The sequence below is a fragment of the Desmospora profundinema genome (assembly GCF_031454155.1).
GTDB lineage: Bacteria > Bacillota > Bacilli > Thermoactinomycetales > DSM-45169 > Desmospora > Desmospora profundinema.
On sequence record NZ_JAVDQG010000002.1, the window covers coordinates 118392 to 139199 of the forward strand.

The 20808-nt window shown below is 51.1% G+C and carries 23 protein-coding genes and 4 tRNA genes; 10 read left to right on the forward strand and 17 right to left on the reverse strand.

What is annotated here, in order from left to right; translation table 11 throughout:
- Nucleotides 1–9 precede the first annotated feature (9 nt).
- The 3 genes from JOE21_RS04215 to JOE21_RS04225 form a co-directional block, all read right to left on the reverse strand.
- On the reverse strand, nucleotides 10–1599 hold the full coding sequence (locus JOE21_RS04215) for a PTS transporter subunit EIIC (protein ID WP_309862781.1): 1590 nt from the start codon (nucleotides 1597–1599) through the stop codon (nucleotides 10–12).
- 235 nt (nucleotides 1600–1834) lie between these two features.
- Nucleotides 1835–2140 (reverse strand): DUF3055 domain-containing protein, encoded by a 306-nt coding sequence (locus JOE21_RS04220; protein ID WP_309862783.1) that lies wholly within the window; start codon nucleotides 2138–2140, stop codon nucleotides 1835–1837.
- A gap of 83 nt (nucleotides 2141–2223) precedes the next feature.
- Entirely contained in the window at nucleotides 2224–2661 is a 438-nt protein-coding gene (locus JOE21_RS04225; protein ID WP_309862786.1) for a hypothetical protein, read from the reverse strand.
- Between the two features lie 225 nt (nucleotides 2662–2886).
- On the opposite strand from JOE21_RS04225, the gene JOE21_RS04230 reads away from it, so the two are divergent.
- Entirely contained in the window at nucleotides 2887–3309 is a 423-nt protein-coding gene (locus JOE21_RS04230; protein ID WP_309862790.1) for a DUF1885 family protein, read from the forward strand.
- Nucleotides 3310–3663: 354 nt separating this feature from the next.
- The gene (locus JOE21_RS04235; protein ID WP_309862793.1) at nucleotides 3664–4884 is read left to right on the forward strand and encodes a DNA polymerase IV; all 1221 of its coding nucleotides are present in this window, start codon (nucleotides 3664–3666) and stop codon (nucleotides 4882–4884) included.
- A gap of 131 nt (nucleotides 4885–5015) precedes the next feature.
- Here the strand turns inward: JOE21_RS04235 and JOE21_RS04240 are convergent, their stop codons facing one another.
- Nucleotides 5016–5546 carry a phosphatase PAP2 family protein gene (locus JOE21_RS04240; protein WP_309862796.1) on the reverse strand — a complete coding sequence of 177 codons (531 nt, stop codon included), beginning with the start codon at nucleotides 5544–5546 and terminating at the stop codon, nucleotides 5016–5018.
- A 95-nt stretch (nucleotides 5547–5641) separates the two neighbouring features.
- Nucleotides 5642–6730 carry a M23 family metallopeptidase gene (locus tag JOE21_RS04245; protein WP_309862798.1) on the reverse strand — a complete coding sequence of 363 codons (1089 nt, stop codon included), beginning with the start codon at nucleotides 6728–6730 and terminating at the stop codon, nucleotides 5642–5644.
- A 215-nt stretch (nucleotides 6731–6945) separates the two neighbouring features.
- Between JOE21_RS04245 and JOE21_RS04250 the strand changes: the two genes are divergently transcribed.
- The gene (locus JOE21_RS04250; protein WP_309862802.1) at nucleotides 6946–7143 is read left to right on the forward strand and encodes a spore coat protein; all 198 of its coding nucleotides are present in this window, start codon (nucleotides 6946–6948) and stop codon (nucleotides 7141–7143) included.
- 14 nt (nucleotides 7144–7157) lie between these two features.
- On the forward strand, nucleotides 7158–7454 hold the full coding sequence (locus JOE21_RS04255) for a spore coat protein (protein WP_309862805.1): 297 nt from the start codon (nucleotides 7158–7160) through the stop codon (nucleotides 7452–7454).
- A gap of 77 nt (nucleotides 7455–7531) precedes the next feature.
- Here JOE21_RS04255 and JOE21_RS04260 read toward each other — a convergent pair.
- From JOE21_RS04260 to JOE21_RS04285, 6 genes are all read right to left on the reverse strand, one after another.
- A tRNA-Val gene (locus JOE21_RS04260) sits at nucleotides 7532–7606 on the reverse strand.
- A 16-nt stretch (nucleotides 7607–7622) separates the two neighbouring features.
- Nucleotides 7623–7698 (reverse strand) — tRNA-Ile (locus JOE21_RS04265).
- Between the two features lie 12 nt (nucleotides 7699–7710).
- Nucleotides 7711–7787, reverse strand: a tRNA-Asp gene (locus tag JOE21_RS04270).
- Nucleotides 7788–7792: 5 nt separating this feature from the next.
- Nucleotides 7793–7868, reverse strand: a tRNA-Met gene (locus tag JOE21_RS04275).
- A 75-nt stretch (nucleotides 7869–7943) separates the two neighbouring features.
- Nucleotides 7944–8144 (reverse strand): hypothetical protein, encoded by a 201-nt coding sequence (locus JOE21_RS04280; protein WP_309862807.1) that lies wholly within the window; start codon nucleotides 8142–8144, stop codon nucleotides 7944–7946.
- Nucleotides 8145–8422: 278 nt separating this feature from the next.
- Nucleotides 8423–8968: a phosphatidylglycerophosphatase A family protein gene (locus JOE21_RS04285; RefSeq protein ID WP_309862809.1), complete on the reverse strand. Its 546-nt coding sequence runs from the start codon at nucleotides 8966–8968 to the stop codon at nucleotides 8423–8425.
- Between the two features lie 321 nt (nucleotides 8969–9289).
- On the opposite strand from JOE21_RS04285, the gene JOE21_RS04290 reads away from it, so the two are divergent.
- Together JOE21_RS04290 and JOE21_RS04295 are read left to right on the forward strand one after the other, a co-directional pair.
- The gene (locus tag JOE21_RS04290; RefSeq protein ID WP_309862810.1) at nucleotides 9290–9802 is read left to right on the forward strand and encodes a YjcG family protein; all 513 of its coding nucleotides are present in this window, start codon (nucleotides 9290–9292) and stop codon (nucleotides 9800–9802) included.
- Between the two features lie 15 nt (nucleotides 9803–9817).
- Nucleotides 9818–10255, forward strand: a complete 438-nt coding sequence (locus tag JOE21_RS04295; protein ID WP_309862813.1) for a GNAT family N-acetyltransferase — start codon at nucleotides 9818–9820, stop codon at nucleotides 10253–10255.
- A 34-nt stretch (nucleotides 10256–10289) separates the two neighbouring features.
- On the opposite strand, the gene JOE21_RS04300 is transcribed toward JOE21_RS04295, so the two are convergent.
- A complete protein-coding gene (locus JOE21_RS04300) occupies nucleotides 10290–11126 on the reverse strand; it encodes a PHP domain-containing protein (protein WP_309862815.1) in 837 nt (278 codons plus the stop codon).
- A 261-nt stretch (nucleotides 11127–11387) separates the two neighbouring features.
- Here JOE21_RS04300 and JOE21_RS04305 point away from each other — a divergent pair, with 261 nt between their 5' ends.
- A complete protein-coding gene (locus JOE21_RS04305; protein ID WP_309862817.1) occupies nucleotides 11388–11738 on the forward strand; it encodes a hypothetical protein in 351 nt (116 codons plus the stop codon).
- Nucleotides 11739–11818: 80 nt separating this feature from the next.
- On the opposite strand, the gene JOE21_RS04310 is transcribed toward JOE21_RS04305, so the two are convergent.
- Nucleotides 11819–12007 (reverse strand): hypothetical protein, encoded by a 189-nt coding sequence (locus tag JOE21_RS04310; protein WP_309862820.1) that lies wholly within the window; start codon nucleotides 12005–12007, stop codon nucleotides 11819–11821.
- Nucleotides 12008–12268: 261 nt separating this feature from the next.
- Between JOE21_RS04310 and JOE21_RS04315 the strand changes: the two genes are divergently transcribed.
- On the forward strand, nucleotides 12269–13636 hold the full coding sequence (locus JOE21_RS04315; RefSeq protein ID WP_309862823.1) for a sodium-dependent transporter: 1368 nt from the start codon (nucleotides 12269–12271) through the stop codon (nucleotides 13634–13636).
- 133 nt (nucleotides 13637–13769) lie between these two features.
- On the opposite strand, the gene JOE21_RS04320 is transcribed toward JOE21_RS04315, so the two are convergent.
- The 4 genes from JOE21_RS04320 to JOE21_RS04335 all read right to left on the reverse strand — a co-directional run bounded on the left by JOE21_RS04320 (nucleotide 13770) and on the right by JOE21_RS04335 (nucleotide 18154).
- On the reverse strand, nucleotides 13770–15248 hold the full coding sequence (locus tag JOE21_RS04320; protein WP_309862825.1) for a YecA family protein: 1479 nt from the start codon (nucleotides 15246–15248) through the stop codon (nucleotides 13770–13772).
- 177 nt (nucleotides 15249–15425) lie between these two features.
- Nucleotides 15426–16442, reverse strand: a complete 1017-nt coding sequence (locus JOE21_RS04325) for a resuscitation-promoting factor (RefSeq protein WP_309862827.1) — start codon at nucleotides 16440–16442, stop codon at nucleotides 15426–15428.
- A 312-nt stretch (nucleotides 16443–16754) separates the two neighbouring features.
- Nucleotides 16755–17810 carry a VanW family protein gene (locus tag JOE21_RS04330; protein ID WP_309862829.1) on the reverse strand — a complete coding sequence of 352 codons (1056 nt, stop codon included), beginning with the start codon at nucleotides 17808–17810 and terminating at the stop codon, nucleotides 16755–16757.
- A 74-nt stretch (nucleotides 17811–17884) separates the two neighbouring features.
- A complete protein-coding gene (locus tag JOE21_RS04335; RefSeq protein WP_309862831.1) occupies nucleotides 17885–18154 on the reverse strand; it encodes a DUF1294 domain-containing protein in 270 nt (89 codons plus the stop codon).
- Nucleotides 18155–18427: 273 nt separating this feature from the next.
- Between JOE21_RS04335 and JOE21_RS04340 the strand changes: the two genes are divergently transcribed.
- Together JOE21_RS04340 and JOE21_RS04345 are read left to right on the forward strand one after the other, a co-directional pair.
- Nucleotides 18428–19753: a cytochrome ubiquinol oxidase subunit I gene (locus JOE21_RS04340; RefSeq protein ID WP_309862834.1), complete on the forward strand. Its 1326-nt coding sequence runs from the start codon at nucleotides 18428–18430 to the stop codon at nucleotides 19751–19753.
- 15 nt (nucleotides 19754–19768) lie between these two features.
- Complete coding sequence (locus JOE21_RS04345; protein WP_309862837.1) at nucleotides 19769–20800, forward strand: cytochrome d ubiquinol oxidase subunit II; 1032 nt, start codon at nucleotides 19769–19771, stop codon at nucleotides 20798–20800.
- Nucleotides 20801–20808 lie beyond the last annotated feature (8 nt).

Sequence of the window (20808 nt, forward strand, 5' to 3'; positions counted from 1 at the left end):
CGTCCTCCCTCATCCGTCGATCAAATCCTGGATTTCCTCCTTGATCACCGAAGAATTGGACCCATACACGGCTTGTACTCCGTCACTGACTCGAAGGACACCGGAAGCACCCAGCCGCTTCAGCTCTCCTTCATCCACCCGTTCTTGGTCTTTGACGCCAACTCGGAGCCGGGTGATGCAGGCATCCAATCGGGTGATGTTTTCTTTTCCGCCCAAGGCGTGGAGGATCCGCGCCGCACGGCTGTCTGGATTGGATTCGTCTTCCTTTGCACCGTTTCGTTTAACCCCTATTTTTTCACGGGTCTCCTCTTTCGTGTACAGACGGGTCTCTTCCCCTTCCTCTTCCCGTCCCGGCGTTTTCAAATTGAGTCGGACGATCAGGAGTCGGAACGTGAAGTAATAAATCACTGCAAACACCAGACCCAGGCCGATCGTTAAGATCCATGCATTGGACTGATTGGGGAGCACATTAAACAGAACAAAGTCGATCAAACCCGATCCACCGGCAAACCCGGCGTTCATCCCCAGCGCATTGGCGATTCCAAAGGCCAAGCCGGTCAGGACGACATGAACCCCGTACAAAACAGGGGCGACAAACAAGAAGGTAAACTCCAATGGCTCGGTGATCCCGGTGAGAAACGCAGTGACCGCAGCGGCAATCAGAAGCCCCTTGGCCTTAGCTTGGCGGCTTTTCTTGGCCACATGAAACATCGCTAAGGCGGCTGCCGGCAAGCCGAACATCACCGGAATGAACTTCCCTGCGATATAGGTGCCACCCGTGATCGCCACACTGGCATCCCGCAGCCGGTCGATCACTTGCGCGATGTAGACGTTTTGGTCACCCACCACGCGGGCATCGTTCAAGGTGGTGTAGCTGCCACCGATTTCCGTAAACAACAGCGGGGTATTATAGATGTGGTGTAAGCCGAAAGGAATCAGCAATTTCTCAATCCCGCCGTATAGACCCACGATCAATGGATTGGTGTGGGTAGCCACAAAGTTACCCAGAGCAAGAATGCCCAATCCGATCAAAGGCCAGACGAAATAAAAGGCGACGGCCACTCCGATCGCGGCGAAGGAAGCGATAATGGGCACCAGCCGCTCCCCGCTGAACAGTGAAATCGCCTCTGGAAGTTGGACACGATGGAACCGGTTATAGAGGTACGCGGTTAAAAACCCAATCAGGATTCCGCCAAATACCCCGGTTTGCATGGTCTCGATTCCCAGTTCGCTGCCCAGCAGCTGTTCATTTACATTTAGTCCCGTAATATCAACCAGCGCACCGATCACGGTATGCATCACGAAAAAGGCGATCAGTGAAGCAAAGCCGGCCATTCCTTTCCCGGTCCAGGTAATCGCAATCGCAACGGCAAACAAGACCGGCAAGTTGTTGAAAATGGCTTGTCCGGCTCGCTGCATCAATTCCCCGGCCACTTGATAACCATGTCCCCCCAAGAATGGAAGAACCTCATGGACGCTGGGATTGAGTAAAATCCCCCCCAGCCCCATCAGGATGGAGACGAGGGGAAGAATCAATACGACCGCCATCATTGAACGGCCCACACGTTGGAAAAAATCAAAAGAAAAGCGCTTTGTCATCGGTCTCCCTCCCGGAAACTTACTCTTTTTTCCTGTATATACAGATACCCATATAGTAACTTGCCTATACAGGGTGACAAGCAGAAGAAAAGGCTTTCACCCCTCTTGGTAAGAAACCCTTTTCAAAAAACGCTTTCATGGTTATCTTAAACCTGTCTATACAGGTTGTCAACGAATCAGTTTTTTCCACAAAAAAAGAAACCACCGGGATCGATGGTTTCAGACTCTCTGAACATTAACCGGATTCTGCTTCTGCCTCAAACATCAGGGAGGGGATGTTGTTCTGAAGAAAGATCGATACTTCTTCCGCTTCAGCCACAGACTTCAGATTGTAAAGGCGTTGCAGGTACTCCAGGTTTTCCACATCGTCCTGGGAGAGTAGAGAAGAACGTCCCGTCTGCATACAAACGACCAGCGGTTTACCGAAAAACATCTGGGTGTATACAATGCCGAAATCGTAACGCCCGTTTTCCCATACAAAACCCACAAAACGAACGTTCGCCTGTTCCGACTCGTCATACAGCCGTTCATATGGACTCATCCGATCTCCTCCTTTTTTAGTCATGGCTACTTGCCTGTCTATCCCTTTACCCTTCCGGCTTTAATCCGAAACGGGAGAAGGTTCTATGAATTCAGTTCTCTCATTTTGCTTTCAAAGAGCGAAGCCAATTCCGTAAAAAATGCAATATCCTCATCATCCAGTCCCTCCACCGTCCCGATCACGATCAGCTCCCCAATCAGCTGGTGACCACGGTAGAAAGGAACGAACACATAGGTCTCCTCGCCCACTTGCTCTCGAACAACTCCGCCTCGGGCAGCAGCCAGGCTGTGCAGTCCCTCCCCAAACCGAACAGCGGGTGGAAGGGGAGAGCGGCCCGATTCACAGAAGCGGCGAAAATACCAGCCGGACACCAAATAGATTCCCGTGTACTGGTAGGGTTCCATTCTGCTGTACAGGGTGCGCGTAACGAAGCGGTACAGGTCATGGACACTTCCACTCATTTTATCTGACACGACGCCCACTTCCGCGCGGAGCTCATCCAGCAGGTCCGCTTTTCGCATCAGATTCCATCCCCCAACATTTTCGGAGTGGATTTTAGTTTATCATAGTGGGCACGCGATTACAATGTATATTCATAATATTTTACCGTTATTCATCAAAATGATAAAGATCTTTTTCTTCTGCTTTCATATCTTTTTCTTTCGTAATTTTTCTCCAGGATTTCTTGGCCTGATTCCACCCATTCGATACAATGGACCTATAGGTGAGACCTGGGAGGATGATCAATGGCTAAAAGCGCTTGGATTACTCTCGTGGAAGAGTCCACCCTGCAGGAGGCTACTCTCGACGATGTAAGGGCCGCTTTGGAACGCTATGTGGAGATGACCGCCCATACGGGTCAGCAGCTCGGATGGGAATACGCCGACGCTGCTTTCCCTTATGACATCCTGGAACAAGAGGAAGAGGGAAGACGCTACCTTTTACTGAAAGGAAAAGATCCTCATCTGTATAAACACCTGATCCTGGGGGTCGACAACCGGACGGAAGAATGGGAGCACCCCCACATCCAGCTGGTTTTACCCACCGGCTCCACTCACGGCGACCGGGCCAAAGCCAACGAGTTTTGCCGTTACCTGGCCAAAACATTTCAAGGGAAACTCCACCTGTTCAACGGACGGGTCATGTTTTTTTATCCTAGAAAAGTGTAATCATTCCGACCAGATTGATGACAAAGTGAGTCCGCGGGAACCCGATTTTCGTCTCCGCACCTCTTTCCCTCTCACCGATGAGGGACAGTCCGCTCCGCCTCCTCTGGACACAACCAGCGGCCAAAAGAAAAGCAAAGTGGCCGCTAAACGGTTATGTCCTGCGGAGACTCCGCTGGGTGATCAGTCAAAGGGTGCTCCGCCGGAAATCGGTCCCTTCCCATATAGAAATTTGTCCGCAGCCTCTCCGGCCTTCAATGGCCGTTTTTTTTATCCTTCATTTTCCACTTCTCTTTTCTACCCATTCCGGATATGGTGATTATAAAACGTATGTTCGCTTATCTGGGAGGAAGAATGATGGTCCATCGTGGGAGAACGGTACTGTTGGCGGATATGAATGCTTTTTATGCCAGTGTCGAACAGATTCGAAACCCGGCGTTGCAGGGAAAGCCCGTCATTGTCTGCGGCGATCCGGCCCGTCGACACGGGATTGTACTGGCCGCCTCTTACGAGGCAAAGGCATTCGGGGTAAAAACGGCGATGGCTGTTTCCCAAGCCAAGGAACTGTGCCCCCAAGCCTGCTTGATCCCTCCCAGTATGAGAACTTATATTCAGGTGTCCGTCCGCATTGTGGAACTTTTGCACCAGTTTTCCCCTCTGGTCGAACCCTTCTCCATCGATGAGGCCTTCGTGGAGATGACCGGGTGTGAAGCCTTGTTTGGCCCCGGTCCTGTTGCGGCCCGGCTCATCCAGGAGCGCATCCGGGAAGAAGTGGGTGTTCCCTCTTCCATCGGCGTAGGTCCCAACAAGTTGTTGGCCAAGATGGCGGCGGGTATGAAAAAGCCCAACGGCATCACGGTGCTCCAGGAGGCAGACGTGCCTGACCGCATTTGGCCGCTGCCGGTCAAAAAACTGTTTGGAGTAGGCGGCCGGATGACCCACCACTTTCACCGCATGGGCATTCGCACCATCGGCGATTTGGCTCACACCGATCCGGAACGTCTCGCTCACCGCTTTGGTGTCATCGGTCGGGTATTGCACCAATCCGCCAACGGTATGGACCCCAGCCCTGTAGATCCCCACTCCCTGGACGGGAGCAAATCGATCGGCCATCAATTCACTCTTCCCCGGGATTATGGAGAAGAATCAGAGATTCTGCTGGTGCTGCGCGAATTGGCGGAAGAAGTGGCCAGCCGAGCCCGAAAAGCAGGCTACGCCGGGCGAACCATCTCCCTCACCTTGAAAGGAACCGATTTTTCCTCCGTCCACCGTTCCCGGACGTTGCCGGAGCCTTCCAATATCGGCCGCCACCTGTTTACAGCCGCTTCTTCCTTGTTGGATCAACATTGGAACCACCAGCCCGTCCGGTTGGTCGGGATCACCTTGAGCAATCTGGAGACAGACGAAGGCATTCAACTCAACCTCTTTGAAGAACGGGATAAAGAACGCCGCCTAGCCGAAACCATGGATCAGATTCGTGACAAATACGGAACAAACAGCCTTTTTTGGGCTCCCTCTCTGTTGGGGCCCAGTGTCTTCTCCGACCGAAACGGAAAGATCGGAGGTCACCGAATGTAAATCAACACAGCTTTCCCACCACCGACATACGAAACGGAACCACTGTATGCACCATCTCGTTTTGTTGTGCACGGTCAAAGAAAAAACCCCGAAGGACGGATGCTCCGAAGTTGGAAGTGAAGGAATTCATTTTAATGTGGAAACCACCAATGAGCCAAGACTGCGAAGATGGAACCCAACCAAGCCCCTACGGCCACATCCGTGGGGTAGTGCAACCCGAGATACATGCGGGATAAACCAACCGCACAGGCCAGAGGCAATAATACAAAAGCCAGCACCGGCGCGTTCAAAATCCAGACCATGACGATAGAAAAAGCAGCGGTTGTGTGCCCGGAAGGAAAACTGTAATCTTTCAACGGACTGGGAAAAGTATTCAGATCCGACAGCTGCAGGTACGGGCGCATCCGATGCCAAGTCGCCTTGCCCAGACGAACGACGAGATGGCTTCCAGCCAAAGCGATGAACCCTTCCATCGCCCAATTCCGGGATGGAGACGGAATCAACAGCCACCACCCCGCCAAAAACAACAGCGTAAATCCCGCTCCCCCCAAATGGGTGACACGGGGCATCAACCAATCCATGGCGTGGCATTTCCATTGTTGGTTTACATAGCTGACCCAGCGATCATCTACATTCTGCAATCGTGCCGCAAAACGTTTCATCCCGATTATCCCCTCTTTGCCACATTCTTTCACTTTATCATACGGCCCCAATATCAAGAGCGATTGAATCCTTTATTAACCTTCGGTAGATCCTGTCACTGGTCCAGTGTTTCCTCCAAAATTTGACGCCCCTCCTCCGGTGTGTACTTCCCCCAGAACCAATCCTCGTCGATGAGGATGTCAAAGTGAAGGTGCAAACCCCGGTCATTTCCCTTGACCCCGTCACGGGTGCCCGAATTTCCCACATACCCCAACCGGTCCCCCTGTTTCACGGTATCCCCCAACCGAAGATTGGAAGAGATGCGATCCAGATGGACATAACGGGTGAGAACCCCCTTTTCATGCTGGATCCAAACCGACCTCCCACGCATCTTGTCAAAGATAAAAGGAGGCGTTTGACCGTTATGGTTGGCCGCCTTTTCCAACCACTCATTCCGTTCTTCTTCCGACATTTCTTCATAGTCATGATCCACCCGGACAACGATCCCGTCGGCTGCGGCTACAACAGGGGTGTTTGTATCAATCACCCGGCCGGAAGCGGCTGTATAGTAGTCCAACCCTTCATGGGTTCCGTTGCGATAGGTACGTGGTGCTCCGGGAAGATGGGACCACTCGGTGCTCACCTTTGCATCGGGAACAGGGCTGGATAAAAACGATAAATAATCCGTCATTTCTTCGGCGTTCAGGTTCCGATGGGAGAAAACGGCATCCTCAGATGGAACCACTGCTTCCACAGACGGTTCGGACACCACCGCCCTGGAACCATCCAGCTTCACGGGTCGATTAAAGCCCACTTCCACCACTTCCACCGGAATCCAGACATCCTTTGTTTCTTTCCACAGGGGGGTGGCTTCCACCGGCAGGTATCGGTGGTTGCGGCTGAGCACCGGAGCATCACGCAACAAGCGCAGGGTAAGCGCTCCCTCGGCTATGGTCACGGTTCCCATTTCCTCATCCACTTCCGTCTGAATCCCCAATCGTTCCAGATCTTTCACCGAAAAATATAATCGGCCCTCCACTCTCTGAACCGGCAGATGCTCTCCTTCAGAAGCCTCGTTTTGCCCCTGGTACCTCGTGTCTGATGTCGGTTCCCCGGCTCGATCCGGCACTTCCGAATAAGCGACGGCCGCCAACACCAACAACATCAACAGACTGGCAGCCACCATCACAACAGGTCTTCCCATGGCTCTCCCCTCACCTGATCTTCACTGTTTTATCATTGTATCATGGACAAACAAAGAAAAAAGACACAGTTTTCACTGCTCCATCAGAAGGAGATTAATGCCGTTCCAACGATAGAGGGGTAGGGATATCGGAGTACCTCGGACCGGGATCTTTTTGGTTCATCATGTATAAGCAATGGTTGCAACCTCCATATTAATCGTTGGAGGTGTCAAACATGAACCTGGCTGTACACGAAGCAGCGGAAGTCCATGAATTGTTGATGTTTAAGAATTGCTGTGCCGCCAAAGCGGGCATGATGCAAAACATGGTCCAAGATCCACAGTTGAAAGCATTGATTCAACAAGATTTACAAACCGGGCGACAACACATTCAACAACTTCAAGGATTGTTGTCCAACGCACAAGTTCAATAAAGGAGGGGACAACAATGAACCCGATGGGACAGATGCAAAACGGGGCCTTGCCTGCCATGAACGACGATATGATTGCCGCTGATTTCTTAGTGAGCGCAAAAACCGCTGTTCGCAACAGCGCTTACGCATTGACGGAGGCATCCACTCCCGAAGTCCGGCAGGCCATTCAACAACAGCTAAATGATGCGATCCATATGCATGAGCAGGTTTTTCGATACATGGAAGGAAAAGGACTGTACAATCCCAAAGATTTCTCCAAACAGATCCAGGTCGATCTGCAAGCGGCCAATCAGGTCATGCAGCAACAGTGAGCTATAAGAGGCTGCCTGGAGGCAGCTTTTTTTATGGATATAAACAAAAAAACCCTTGATAAAAATCAAGAGTTTCGTGGTGGGCAGTACTGGGATCGAACCAGTGACCTCTACCGTGTCAAGGTAGCGCTCTCCCCCTGAGCTAACTGCCCACAAAAATTCCGGTTGTGGTGGGCCCAACAGGACTCGAACCTGTGACCAATCGGTTATGAGCCGACCGCTCTACCAACTGAGCTATAGGCCCTAGGGGGATATATGGCGGAGCTGACGGGACTCGAACCCGCGACCTCCGGCGTGACAGGCCGGCGTGAACTCCAACTTCACCACAGCTCCATAACTGGTTGCGGGGGCAGGACTTGAACCTGCGACCTTCGGGTTATGAGCCCGACGAGCTACCAACTGCTCCACCCCGCGGCAGCGACATATACTAATATACATGATATCCATTTTGGATGCAAGGGGTTTTTCAATATTTTTTTGGTGATTTTTTCAGATGCGTTTGCGGGTTTCCTGGTTCCCCGATTCCCACATATAACGAACCCCGTAGCGGCCCCGTTTGGATTGATACACTTCCACTTCGGCCGGACTCTCATATCCATAAATCCACCAGTCCTCCTCCATCCGTGCCGCCAGACATCGTGCTTGAAAACGAGTTTCGTACAATTTGGCCCAATAAATCCAACCGGCCACCGATGTTCCCCCCTCGATTTCGGTCTTTCCTTGACATTAGTCTGGCAAAGCAAGGGAGGTTTCATGCTCAGGCACCCGGCCATTTTGCCGAAAAATCCAAACGGGCATCCCGCCTCTTTCATACGATGGATCAGCAACCGAAATCGGATTGCTCTTGTTCAACATCCGGATCCTGCGGACAATTGTTCCCTCCTTGTTATTGACCGGGCACCTGGTCCGGTTTTTTTGTGTGTAACTGGGAGGGAAACGCCCGGTGCTCCCAGTCACCGGGCGTCCTATTAACCTGCCTCATTCCGGACCGCGTCTCCCCCTCTTTTACCAGCTTCTTCCTCGTCCCGAATTCGATGAGCAAGCCTGCTTGAAGCGGAAGCAGCGATGCTGGCCACCAAATCGTCCAGAAAAGTATGGACCGGCCCGTCTTTTTTGGTATCCAGCTTCTTGATCAGACCGATTTTATTCTTATCCAAATAACCAAACGTCGTAACAGCGATACTGCCATAGCCCAACACAGACCCCAAAGCAAGAGTCTCATCGCAGCCAAACAGTCCTTCATCCGATTCCACAATGGATTGAAGAGGTTCAGAAAGTTGATTATTTTCAGCCAACACATCCAGTTCCACTCCCACCAGGATGGCGTGTTGGATTTCCCTTTTTTCCAGCACGGCGATGACACTGTCCACACAATGCTTCATGGTTAATTCTTCACTGTAGGGAGCCTGCATACGAAAGACAATCTCTGCGATCCCTTCCACAGTCACTCCCCGTTTGTGCAGACGCTCCATCGCCGCTTTTTTTACTTCATTGCTGTGCACACGTCTCTTCATCCATTCTCCTCCCTTCGGCCTTCCCCATGAAAGCCTTCTCCATTTTATCACAGGTCCGTGAATACCCCCATTTATTTCTGGGGGAGATAGAAAGAGCGGTTGAACGGTTTCCAGAAAAGCGAAGATCCTGCAGGTGCCCTTTATTCGTATGAAAGAAGGCGTTATAATTGTAGGACGAGGCATCTTTGCAATTGGGATTTTCAGCTCTTCGCCTGGGATGATGCGTGGCCCGCGGATGCCCCGAAGGAGCAGACCACAAAGTCAGGCTGAACAACGGTATTATTCCAAGATTCTTTCAGCCGAATCCAAGGAGGGAGCGACATGAAATACGGGATTGTCATTTTTCCTGAAAAAAAAGTACAGGATTTTGTTAACTCTTACCGGAAGCGCTACGATCCTCACTATGCTCTGATTCCACCCCATATCACGCTAAAGGAAGCATTTGAGTTGGAAGACAGCCAGTTGCCTCATGCGATTGAGGATCTGGATCAGGTATCCCGTGAGGCTTCTCCGTTTGACATCAACCTGACCAAAGTGAGCACCTTTTACCCCACGAATCATGTCATCTATGTCGCAGTGGAAGAATCGGAACACGTCTACACCTTACATGAGAAAATCAACTCCGGCATGCTGCATCATGAGAGCGGATACAAGTTTATCCCCCACATTACGATTGGGCAAAAGATGTTCGAGGATGAACTGCACGATGTATACGGAAGTCTCCGCATGAATCGGTTCGATCTGCAAACACGCGTGGACCGCTTTCACCTGTTGTACCAGTTGGAAAACGGATCCTGGACCATTTACCAGACTTTCCTGTTAAGAGGGAATTAAGGAGAGAACCCCATCATGGCTGTCGTCCGAGTCGCGGATCACCCGGACCGAAAAAAACAAGCATTCACCATCCGGCATCAGGTGTTTGTCGATGAGCAAAACGTTCCCCCGTCTCTGGAAATCGACCATTGGGATTCTCATCCAGACGTGGTGCATCTGTTGGCCCTCGAAGGAGACGAAGCAATCGGAGCCGCCCGAGTCCGCTTTCCATCGGAAACCACGGCAAAGCTGGAGCGCCTCGCTGTCCTTGCCAGTCACCGCGGATGTGGAATCGGACAGCTTCTGATGGAAAAGGCGGAAACGGTAGCAACTGAACGGGGAAAAAAAGAGATGGTGCTGAACGCCCAGGTTCAGGCCCTCCCTTTTTATCACCGCTTGGGCTACCGTGATTTTGGAGAACCGTTTGATGATGCAGGCATCCCTCACAAAACAATGACCAAAGCGATTCCGTAAAAGAAAGCCGATCCCCAGAGGGGGTCGGCTATTGTTATGTCGGTTTCCGCCGGTTTTGGAGTTGTTCCACTACGGAACCTTCTACAGTGCAAGTACCTAAAGGAGCGTGATACATGGAACCGTGTCGTTCGCCGTGAAAATCGGATCCAGCGGTGCCGATCAACTGGTGTTTGGCAGCGATATCCCTGTAGCGCTGTTCCATCTCTTGGTCATGATCGGGGTGACGGACCTCGATCCCGGCCAGACCCGACTCCGCCAACCGACAAACCAGCCAATCATCTCCATACAGACCGGGGTGAGCCAACACCGGAACCCCTCCCGCCTCCCGAATCAACCCGATGGCATCTTTCGGAGTCAAGCGCGGAGTAGTGACATAGGCTTTTCCATCTTTTCCGAGAAAGCGGTCAAACGCTTCATCCATGCTGTTTACGACTCCTTTTTCAATCAGCACCTCTGCGATATGAGGGCGTCCCACATTCGTTCCATCCTCCCGCTTTTTGGCTAACACTTCCTCCAGACGGATATCCACCCCCAATTGGCGCAGTCGTTCCACAACCAATCCATTTCGTTTTTGCCGGACCTCCCTTTGCCCCTTCAGTCTGGACAATAACCGGGAATCGTGGACATCCATGAAATAACCCAAAACATGAATATCCTGACCGTTGGCCAACGTGCTCACTTCCACACCGGCGATGACATCAATCCCTCTTTTTTCTCCTTCGGCCTTGGCCCGTTCCACCCCTTCAACCGTATCGTGATCGGTTAAAGCAATTCCCGACAATCCCGCTTCCCGGGCCAGATAAACAACGTCTTCCGGAGTCATCATCCCGTCGGAAGCCGTCGTATGCACATGTAGATCCCATCGTTTCAATCGGCCATTCCCCTTTCAACCGCTGTAAAACTTTCCCGTACCCTTTACCATGTCCCATTCATACCGTTGATTTGCCATTCATAGGATGAAAATACCTTTGGCTGAGGCGAGACTCGTACCGGGTAATGCAAATGTTGGCGCTTTTACGTTTATTTCTTCGCCTGATTTGGGTTATCAGCTTGAACACCACATCCGATCCGTGTGGAGGTTGCCCTTTCAGGACGACTACTGGAAGGGTTTCGTCCAAAAGGAGGTTGCCCTTTGAGACTGAGAATCAAGTCGATTGCCGGGTTGATCCGGACGAAGGACCACGTAGACAGCACCCTCCGCTCCCAAGGGTTTGTCGGCCGCTCTGGCCAGTATGACATTCGTATCCAGGACAGTGCATCCGGCCATGTCTACCGGCTTCGGATCCCTACTTATCCCCATTCTGCCGGGGAACGGGACACCTGCCCGATGATGCGTCTGGGTGAGCCCTCCATCCACTGTAACAGAGGCTCGTCCCGTTTCCAATCAAACAAAGCAGACATTCCTTCCCCTATCGTGGAAGCCGCCAACGATAAATTAGCAGAAATCGTCTCTTATCTCCATTCCCGTCCCACTCTCCCGTAAAATTGAATTTTCACTCACTCCGTAAAGATGAAGTATGAAAAAGCAGCACCCCGCTGGGGTGCTGCAACACTCAACTCATCTTAGGTGCGTTTTTTGATTTCTTCTTTCATCCGTTGACCCAACTCTCTCGCTTTCTCGGAGGAGAGCTTTTCTCTGGAATCACGATCGATTCCCAGCTCGTTTCCCACTTCGTTCATCAGTTCATCGATCTTGCGATCATCAGCCGTTTGGTTGGCCCGATCTTGCTCCTGATTGAAAAAGCGAAACAAACGCAACGCCCCCTTTACCTGATCGTTGAGTGCAGTTTTTATTATTTCTCCTCTGCCTTAAATTATCATAAGACGAGCAAGAAAATCCGACTCTTCCGGGCAAGGGGAAAGGTTCCAGCCAAAGCGATTGAACCCTTTCACCGAGGCGAAATCACGTTATTCCAATCTTTTCTTACGGACGGTTCCGCTTTGCTGTGTTAAACTAAAAAATTGGATTCAACTAATCCAAGCTTATCCACACAAGGAGGACTGACTTTACTCGTGGCATCCATATCCAACGAATCCCGCGAACAATGGTCGGGAAAAATGGGCTTTATTCTAGCTTCCATCGGTTCCGCCGTCGGATTAGGCAGTATCTGGCGGTTTCCTTTTGTAACAGGGGATAACGGCGGAGGCGCATTTGTCCTTATCTATCTGTTATCGATTCTGCTCCTTGGCCTGCCGGTGCTGTTAAGTGAAATTGTGTTGGGACGTTCCTCACAAAAAAACCCCATCGGCGCTTACCGTCATCATGCCCCAGGGACTCCCTGGTTTCTGAGCGGATATATTGGAATCGTCGCCACCGTCATCATCTTGGCTTTTTACAGTTCCATCGGCGGATGGACACTGGCTTACTCTTTAGACGCCATCACAGGCACGTTTGGGTCCATCACCATTGACGAAGCAGAAGCCCGTTTCGGCTCGTTCATTGTAAACCCATGGTCCCCGGTAATCTGGCAGGCAGCCTTTTTGGGCCTTACCATGGCGGTATGTTTGTTCGGCTTGCAAAAAGGGATTGAACGAACAAACAAATTTCTGATGCCGCTCTTAGGGATCATGCTGATGATTCTGGTGGTTCGGGCCGTCACGTTGCCCGGTGCGATGGAAGGGGTACGGTTTCTACTGTTCCCCGATTGGTCCCAGGTTTCCTGGACCACTTTTTTTGAAGCGCTCGGGATGGCCTTCTTCTCTCTGAGTGTTGGTGCGGGCACCATGATCACCTATGGCAGCTATCTTTCCAAAAAAGAAAGCATACCCGGTGCCGTAGGCAATGTCGTTCTTTTTTCAACACTTGTCTCTCTGGCTGCAGGCTTAGCTATTTTCCCCGCTGTTTTCTCCCTGGGATACGAGCCAAATGCCGGACCCCCTCTGGTTTTCATCACCTTGCCAGCGGTGTTTGCACAATTACCTGCCGGTGATCTCTTCGCGATCCTGTTCTTCTTTTTATTGAGTGTAGCTGCGTTGACATCGGCCATTTCTCTTTTGGAAGTGCCCCTTCGCTACCTGGAAGATGAACACCGCCTGGCTCGCCGGAAAGGCACTTGGTTTGTGGGAGGTATTGTCTTCCTGCTGGGTGTTCCCGCTACGCTCTCGTTCAGCTCGTTGGCGGATATCCATCTGATTGGCGATCTGCCGATCTTTGATTCCATGGATTTCGTAGCATCCAACATCTTACTTCCGTTGAGCGGATTGATCGTCGTGCTGTTTGTCGGTTGGAAGTGGGGCGTTCGCCTCATGCTGTCAGAAGCAAAAGGCTCGGACGACAAGGGAATGCCGGCAAAAGCCTTGTGGTCCCTCATCATCCGGTGGGTGACACCACTTTTGATTATGGCAGTATTCCTCTTTCAGATCATCAACAGCATCCGGTGAACCACTCCACGCAAAAACCCCCGCATCCTTTATCGGTTGCGGGGGTTTTACGGTTCTGAACTGAACAAATCCACCACCAGCCCGGGTAGCAGTGTACACCCTCTCTCAAGCTCCATCGGACGGGAATTACCGGTCATGACACCACTTCCACCTGTTTCAGTTGAAAAAAAGGATAAACCGCCTCCACTTCTGTGATCAAGCTTTCGTCTCGTTGCAGATGGATCGTGCCACGTACCCAAAAGCGGTTTTCCAGCCAAGTTGGAGGCCAGCTTCGCGTATTCAGCTGAATAGGGATCCAAGTTTCTCCCGTATCCAGGCTGGCCCCTGCAGATGAAATCGTCAGCATGTATGTTCCTTTGGCCGCTAAGGAAGGTTCATCCGACTCTTGTGCCACTCCATTTTCCCACAGCCATTTACGGGCTTCAAAGCTTCTCGGCAGGTCCCGGATCAGATCCGTGTACACGCGGGCAAACGCCGGGTAACGATCACAGATGGCTTCATCTCTCAGCCACCGAAATAGATGTTTCATCGTGTTGAGAAAAATCTTGGATCGAATCGGACCGCCTACTCCTTGATCCACATACCATACACCGAAAAAGTGGGAGAACACCTCTTCTTTCAACTCGGACCAGGTAAAATGCCTGCCGAAGTGAAAAGCGATATATTCCCGAAATAAGTGAAGAGAGTCCAAATACAAGTCCTGGGTTTTTGGTTGTAATTGACTCACATACCGGTTCTGGAATTGATCCAGTTGCTGCTCCACCACCTCCGGCATCCCTGCTTCGTCAGAAGATAACACCGGAAGCTGCGGAAGTGGATCCTTTTTCTCGGGGGCGAACGCCGGAGTGTTCACCTCTTCCGCAGCGGAGGCTACTTCCCGAGCGGCATCGGCGGAAGCCGCCATCTTCTCCAATTGATCCATTTCCCGCGCTCGTTGCATCATCCAACCAAGAATCTGCAAGCCGTTTTGCTGCCAAAATTCCCGGTTCAACTCCCCATCACGGGATCTATTTTTTAGATACACTTCTATCTCCCCTCTCATCTCCACCCCAAAAGACGTATATGGGCCAAACAACTCATGACGGTTACCCAATCGGGAGAGGCGAGTGACCAGGAGCATACCGGGGGAAACCCCTTCCATCTGTGAAACGGTATAATTTCCTTCGTCCGATAAGGAATAGAGAACGAATGTCCCCTCCTTTTTTTCCTTCACCTCATAACAATCCAAATGAACCCGACACAGTTCCGCCAGCAGTTCCTGGTCCGTCGGGCGTCCCCTTCTCTCCACCCAAGCTTCCACCGGGCGGAGCCCGTCCAGGCAGGGGGCATCAAAAAGAAGCCAAAACTGGTAAGCGAACGCGAAGTGACGGGGAATCGGTTGATCCAAGGTCAAATTCAAATCTTCTTTAAATTTCCGAGACCAGTTCTTTTCGGTTTCCCCAGAAAATCGTTTCTTAAACCAGTGAATGAGATCTTGGAGCAGTTTGGTTTTAGCCTTTAATTCCCTCTCTTCACGAACCTGTTCAGCGGATCGGATCGTGACAACCCGCTCACAACATTTTTTGTATTTTAGACCACTTCCGCAAGGACAAGGATCATTGCGACCAACCATGGCAACACATCCCATTGAAGAGTCCTTTTCTGTAGTATATATGAAACGGACCCATTTTTACAAAAATATTTGGAAAAGACTGATGCAATTCCCACTTTCCCTTTCTCCATCCATCATAAAGAGAAACACCCCGGGATGTAAAGATCCTCAGGGTGCGAAAAATAATGACCAAAGCCACTATTCCAAGATATAAACCGTTACGTTACGCCGTCCCCACTGAATCGCTTCTTCCCGCGTTTCAAAGAAGAGGTCGACAATATTCCCGCGAACAGCTCCACCGGTATCTTGGGCCACTCCTTGGCCGTAACCCGGTATGTAGAGTCTCGTTCCCAACGGAATCACACTGGGATCCACCGCGACGGTCCCCCGTTTGGGCATCACTCCGGTGGCAGTCGGATTCCCCGTGTGGGTGTAACCCGTTGCCTGAGCATTCATTGTTTTGGAGTACTTCAATCCGGCGATGCGGGAACCGCCGGAGGAGGCCAGTTCCGTCTCTTTTTTCTCACTGGAAGCCGTTGCTGCTTTGCCGGATCCGACTTTGACAATCCGCTGGACCGGATCCACTTTTTCAATCAGCTTCTTGTCCGTCACCATCGCTTTGCCGTTCTTGTACAGGGCGGTTACCTGGTAAATTTCCTTCCCTTCTTTTCCTTCTTGCGTGACTTTTTTCTCACCTTCAGGAAGGTTGGGGTCTTTTTCTTCCTTGGTTTGAAAGTCTGTTGTTTCCACTTTCTTTTGGACACGTTTTTCGATCTGGTCAACAACGATCGTCAAATCATTGGTAATCTTCTGATCCATAACGGCGTTAACCTGATCGTTCTTGCCCACTTTCACCTTTTGTTCTTCCAAGAAGTCCCCCACAGTAGGCTGCATGGTTTTCACCTTTTTGCCGTCTTCGGCACCTACTTTCAAGGTGACTTCACAGTTGCAGGTCAAGTGGATTTTCGTATCCTCTTGGATCGGGGTATCCCAAGCAACGCTGGGTTCATATTGCTCCTCCAGCTGCTCCCGGTCGTAGCCTTCGCTGTCCAAGATGCTGGCCGGCGTTCCCTTCAGAACGCTGGTGGTGATGCTTTCATCTTTATCACTAAACGAAATGGTAACTTCTTTTTGCATCATGGCATATGCCACAGCCGTGCCTGATAAAAGAAGGATGCTTAGAATCCCCAACGTAATGATTAAGGTTTTCTTCATCCAATACCTCCTTCACCTTAGGCGGTCTGAAGAACGGTACTTATTATAACAAAGAGCCGGAAGAGGATCTATGAAAAATATTTGCATTTCGCGAACAGTATCACAGCAATCCCCGTCATAAAGCGGTTTTCTCGATCCCAAATCATTGAAAAAAAGTCGTTTTCAACCCTCCTGTTTACTCCAGTCTATGAGAGGTGTGTTGTCCATGATGATCCATTTAGGCAAGGGTACACGTTATTTGGAAAAGCGCGAAAAAAAACAGACGAAGAGAAGGAGGGAATGATCCCTCCCGTTCTTCCCTCTCAAGCCCCTTCACGATTGCTTCTGTTCCAACTCCTCCCGCATCAAGGGACGGTTTCGGTATTCCTCCGCCTCTTGATTCAGCGGCTGTTGCTTCTTGGGAGGCACCTTTTCCACGTCCGGTTCCTCTTTTGGCGGCTCTGGTGTCGGTCGGGGGCGGTGGGACGTATCTCCGGATCCGTAAATATCCACAACCAGCCATCCCCTGTTTGCATTTGCCACCACCAATATGGGCTCATTTAATTGATTTTGAAACCGAAAGTCCGGCCCTCCCCAGGAGACGGTAGCATCTTGTCCCTTTGGCACATAGGTGACGTTCTTGCTGTGGCTTACCCGCTGCAATACCCGCAGACCCGCCCGTTCCACACTGTTGAACAGGGTGGAAGAAGTCTGGCAGATCCCCCCGCCGATCCCTTCGGTATACTCACCCCGTACAATCACGGGAGCCGGTTTGTAACCCCGTTCTGGAGTGCGCATCCCCACCACCTGGTTAAAGGAAAACACTTCTCCTTCCGCCAACACCACATGGTCGATGGCCCGAGTGGACAGGAGAATGTTGTGGGTCCGATTGGCATTGCGGGGATTATAGCGAGTCCCATAGGATCCCAGACGCTTTTCCTTAATTCGGAGCAGGGTTTTGGTGGTGATTGCCGGTTTCCATACCTGAATAGGCAACTCCGATACCTTATTCAGGTGGGTATGGATATGGTCCAGCCACCCTTCCAATTCATCCCGGTCCACTTGTCTCCCATCCCGGTGGGGTTTTAATTCCCGCTTTTCAAAGTGGGCAGACATGGGCGGACGATTCACCTCGGATTCGACGTGATTGGCCAGCCACCGGAAAAAAGCCCCGCGGTCCAACGTGGTGGGATCTACACCGTCAAAGCCCACTTCGGCCAGATCCAATTCCCAGCGTCGCTCATCGTCTGTCAAAATCAACATGGAAGCGGGTTGCTTCACCTGTTCCAACGGAGGGAGATTTTCAGCCTGTTTGGGAGGGGGAGGAGGTTGGAGCGTGCAGCCGCAAAGGAAAATAAGAACCAACCATCCTGTCATGATCGCTTTCATCCTGTCACCCCTTTGTCCATTAGTTTGCAACAAAGGGGGAATCGAACATCATCCAAGATCATGCAGAAAAACGATCACCACAACCCAAACAGTACCAAGGCAAACAATAGCCCGTTAATGACCGCTATACAAGGAATCCCGATTCGAAAAGCGGGTCGGGTCGTCTTGTGACGAAATTGCTTCATCCCTAACCATACACCGGCACCGCCACCCGCCAAGGCCGCAGTAAACAGGTGCCTTTCAGAAACGCGCCACCCCCCTCGGACCGCTTGTTGTTTGTCACGCCACATGATCAGACAACCATAGCCGTTGATCCCCACGATATAAAGCAGCAAGAGTACCATGGCATCAGCATAGCGTGATCCCCTATGCTTGACTATAGGACTTCCAGACGATTTTGTTTCTTTTTGTTCCTATTTGTTCAATAATGAACAATCTCCTTTTCATCCAAAGATGGCTCAATCTACCCAACTCAACTAACCAACAGTTTTGTGTCTTATTATTGTGGATCTGTTGTCGAAGCCGTGAAAATTTTATGACGATCCGAGTTTGTGTATTTATTCACATATACAACAGGGGTATGATGTCCGTAAAAAGGGATTGGGGAGGAGAAAGCCATGGATCCCACCATATTAAGCCGAATCCTGACAGCGGAAACCCTGGCCTTTCACATCATTTGGGCAACCATCGGCGTAGGAGTCCCGATATTCATCTCGATCGCCGAAGGGTGGGGAATATACAAAAAAGATCCCCATTATATCCTGATGGCTCGTCGCTGGACCCGCGGTTTTGTCATTACCGTAGCCGTCGGGGTGGTAACCGGAACCTGTATCGGCTTGATGCTGAGCCTCTTATGGCCGCGGTTCATGCAGTTGGCCGGTAATATTATCAGCTTGCCACTGTTTTTGGAAACCTTTGCGTTTTTCTTTGAAGCGATTTTCTTAGGCATCTACCTATACACGTGGGATCGGTTTAAAAAGCCGATCTACCATTGGCTCATGTCGATTCCGATCGTGTTGGGAGCATCCCTATCAGCGGTTTTTATTACCACGGTCAATGCCTTCATGAATACTCCTGCCGGTTTTTCACTGAGCCCGGACGGGGAAGTGGTAAATATTCAACCCCTTGCGGCCATGTTCAATCCAGCCACACCCACGAAAGTGGCACATGTCTTGACATCGGCCTATCTCACCAGTGCATTCTTGCTTGCAGCCATTGCCGCCTGGCATTTGCTTAAAGGACGGTCCCACGTTTATTACAAAAAAGCGTTGAAACTGACCATGATCCTCGGGTTGGTTCTCGCCCTTGCGACTGCCTTGGCCGGCGATCTATCCGGTAAATTCCTGGCCGAGCACGTGCCGGAAAAACTGGCCGCGGCAGAGTGGCACTTTGAGACGCAACGATTTGCTCCGTTAATTTTGTTCGGTTGGCTCGATGAAAACCAGGAAGTGCGAGGCGCACTGGAGATCCCATGGGCACTGAGTATATTGGGGGGAGGCACTCCTGATGCGGAGATTATCGGATTAAACGAATTTCCCGAAGATGAGCGCCCCCCCCTGTGGATCCACTATCTGTTTGACGGGATGGTGATCATCGGCCTCTATCTGATTTTGATATCGGCTCTGTTTATCTGGCTCTGGTTACGCGGAAAGAACCCCTATCACCCATGGCTGTTGCGTGGGATTGTATGGGCGGCACCCCTTTCCTTCTTGGCGATTGAGTTCGGATGGATTTATGCAGAGGTGGGACGGCAACCCTGGATCATTCGGGGAATCATGAGAGTGAGTGAAGCTTCCACTACTGCTGACAATGTGGGGGTGTTGCTGGTCCTGTTTACCGCTCTCTATCTCGCCCTGGCCGTTTTCGCCAGCATCGTGCTTCTTCGACTGTTCAAAAACCGTCCGGCTGAAAAAGAGCTAGAAGAACGGGGAATCGAAGGATGAGGGGATGGATAGAAGATGTCGCTGGAATTGATTGGAATCACCGTCCTATGGACATTCCTGTATGGATACCTCATCGTGGCGTCCATCGACTTTGGAGCCGGTTTTTTCTCTTATTACAGTGTCCTTACCAAAAAAGAACACCTGATCAACCAGATCATTGACCGTTATCTGTCGCCGGTCTGGGAAGTGACCAATGTGTTTCTCGTCTTTTTCTTCGTCGGGATCGTCGGCTTCTTTCCCGACACCGCTTATTACTACGGAACCGCACTGCTGATCCCCGGCGGGGTGGCGCTGTTGCTTCTCTCCATCCGCGGTTCCTTTTATGCCTTTGCCAATTACGGAGCCCGCAGAAGTCGAACCTCCCTCTTTTTATACGGGGTGACGGGCCTGTTCATCCCGGCATCCCTGTCAACGGTGCTCACCATTTCCGAAGGGGGTTTCATTGAGAAAACCCCGGAAGGGGAGATCCGCTTTTTAGCTTGGGAGTTGTTCACCAGTCCTTACTCCTGGTCGGTGATATTTCTGGCCTTGGTCAGCGTTTTGTTCATCAGCGCCAGTTTTCTGACGTATTATGCCTTCAAAGCCGGTGATTATCCTGCGATGGGAGTTCTTCGTCGATATGCCCTGACTTGGAGCGGACCCACCATCTTGGCCAGCTTGCTGGTTTTTGCCGCTTTATCCCGTCACAATCCCATCCATTTTGAACAAGCCGCCTTTTCATACGGATGGATGTTTGCGTGCTCATTGCTTTTCTTTTTGGGTGCCGTCTGGCTCATCTGGAGAAAGCGATTCCTGGGGTGGGCATTTGTTCTCGTGATGCTCCAGTTTTTCTTCGCTTTCTTCGGTTACGGGGCATCCCACTTGCCCTATCTGTTGTACCCCTATGTGACGATTCAGTCAGCTTTGACCAATACAACGATGGGATGGGCACTCGTCATCGCCTTTATCGCCGGTCTGCTGTTGCTGATCCCTTCCTTGATTCTGTTGATGAGGTTGTTTTTGTTTAATGCTCGCTACGTGCAAGGAGAAAAAGATACAAAAATATAACTGCCGCT

Excerpts from the sequence above, each read along its gene's own strand:
- JOE21_RS04320 (WP_309862825.1), bottom strand. The coding sequence starts at position 15,248 with ATGGTTGGTCGCAATGATCCTTGTCCTTGCGGAAGTGGTCTAAAATAC.
- JOE21_RS04295 (WP_309862813.1), top strand. The coding sequence starts at position 9,818 with ATGGCTGTCGTCCGAGTCGCGGATCACCCGGACCGAAAAAAACAAGCA.
- JOE21_RS04285 (WP_309862809.1), bottom strand. The coding sequence starts at position 8,968 with ATGAAGAGACGTGTGCACAGCAATGAAGTAAAAAAAGCGGCGATGGAG.
- JOE21_RS04250 (WP_309862802.1), top strand. The coding sequence starts at position 6,946 with ATGAACCTGGCTGTACACGAAGCAGCGGAAGTCCATGAATTGTTGATG.
- JOE21_RS04335 (WP_309862831.1), bottom strand. The coding sequence starts at position 18,154 with ATGGTACTCTTGCTGCTTTATATCGTGGGGATCAACGGCTATGGTTGT.
- JOE21_RS04220 (WP_309862783.1), bottom strand. The coding sequence starts at position 2,140 with ATGAGTCCATATGAACGGCTGTATGACGAGTCGGAACAGGCGAACGTT.
- JOE21_RS04325 (WP_309862827.1), bottom strand. The coding sequence starts at position 16,442 with ATGAAGAAAACCTTAATCATTACGTTGGGGATTCTAAGCATCCTTCTT.
- JOE21_RS04290 (WP_309862810.1), top strand. The coding sequence starts at position 9,290 with ATGAAATACGGGATTGTCATTTTTCCTGAAAAAAAAGTACAGGATTTT.
- JOE21_RS04225 (WP_309862786.1), bottom strand. The coding sequence starts at position 2,661 with ATGCGAAAAGCGGACCTGCTGGATGAGCTCCGCGCGGAAGTGGGCGTC.
- JOE21_RS04345 (WP_309862837.1), top strand. The coding sequence starts at position 19,769 with ATGTCGCTGGAATTGATTGGAATCACCGTCCTATGGACATTCCTGTAT.
- JOE21_RS04245 (WP_309862798.1), bottom strand. The coding sequence starts at position 6,730 with ATGGGAAGACCTGTTGTGATGGTGGCTGCCAGTCTGTTGATGTTGTTG.
- JOE21_RS04340 (WP_309862834.1), top strand. The coding sequence starts at position 18,428 with ATGGATCCCACCATATTAAGCCGAATCCTGACAGCGGAAACCCTGGCC.
- JOE21_RS04215 (WP_309862781.1), bottom strand. The coding sequence starts at position 1,599 with ATGACAAAGCGCTTTTCTTTTGATTTTTTCCAACGTGTGGGCCGTTCA.
- JOE21_RS04255 (WP_309862805.1), top strand. The coding sequence starts at position 7,158 with ATGAACCCGATGGGACAGATGCAAAACGGGGCCTTGCCTGCCATGAAC.
- JOE21_RS04330 (WP_309862829.1), bottom strand. The coding sequence starts at position 17,810 with ATGAAAGCGATCATGACAGGATGGTTGGTTCTTATTTTCCTTTGCGGC.
- JOE21_RS04235 (WP_309862793.1), top strand. The coding sequence starts at position 3,664 with ATGGTCCATCGTGGGAGAACGGTACTGTTGGCGGATATGAATGCTTTT.
- JOE21_RS04240 (WP_309862796.1), bottom strand. The coding sequence starts at position 5,546 with ATGAAACGTTTTGCGGCACGATTGCAGAATGTAGATGATCGCTGGGTC.
- JOE21_RS04230 (WP_309862790.1), top strand. The coding sequence starts at position 2,887 with ATGGCTAAAAGCGCTTGGATTACTCTCGTGGAAGAGTCCACCCTGCAG.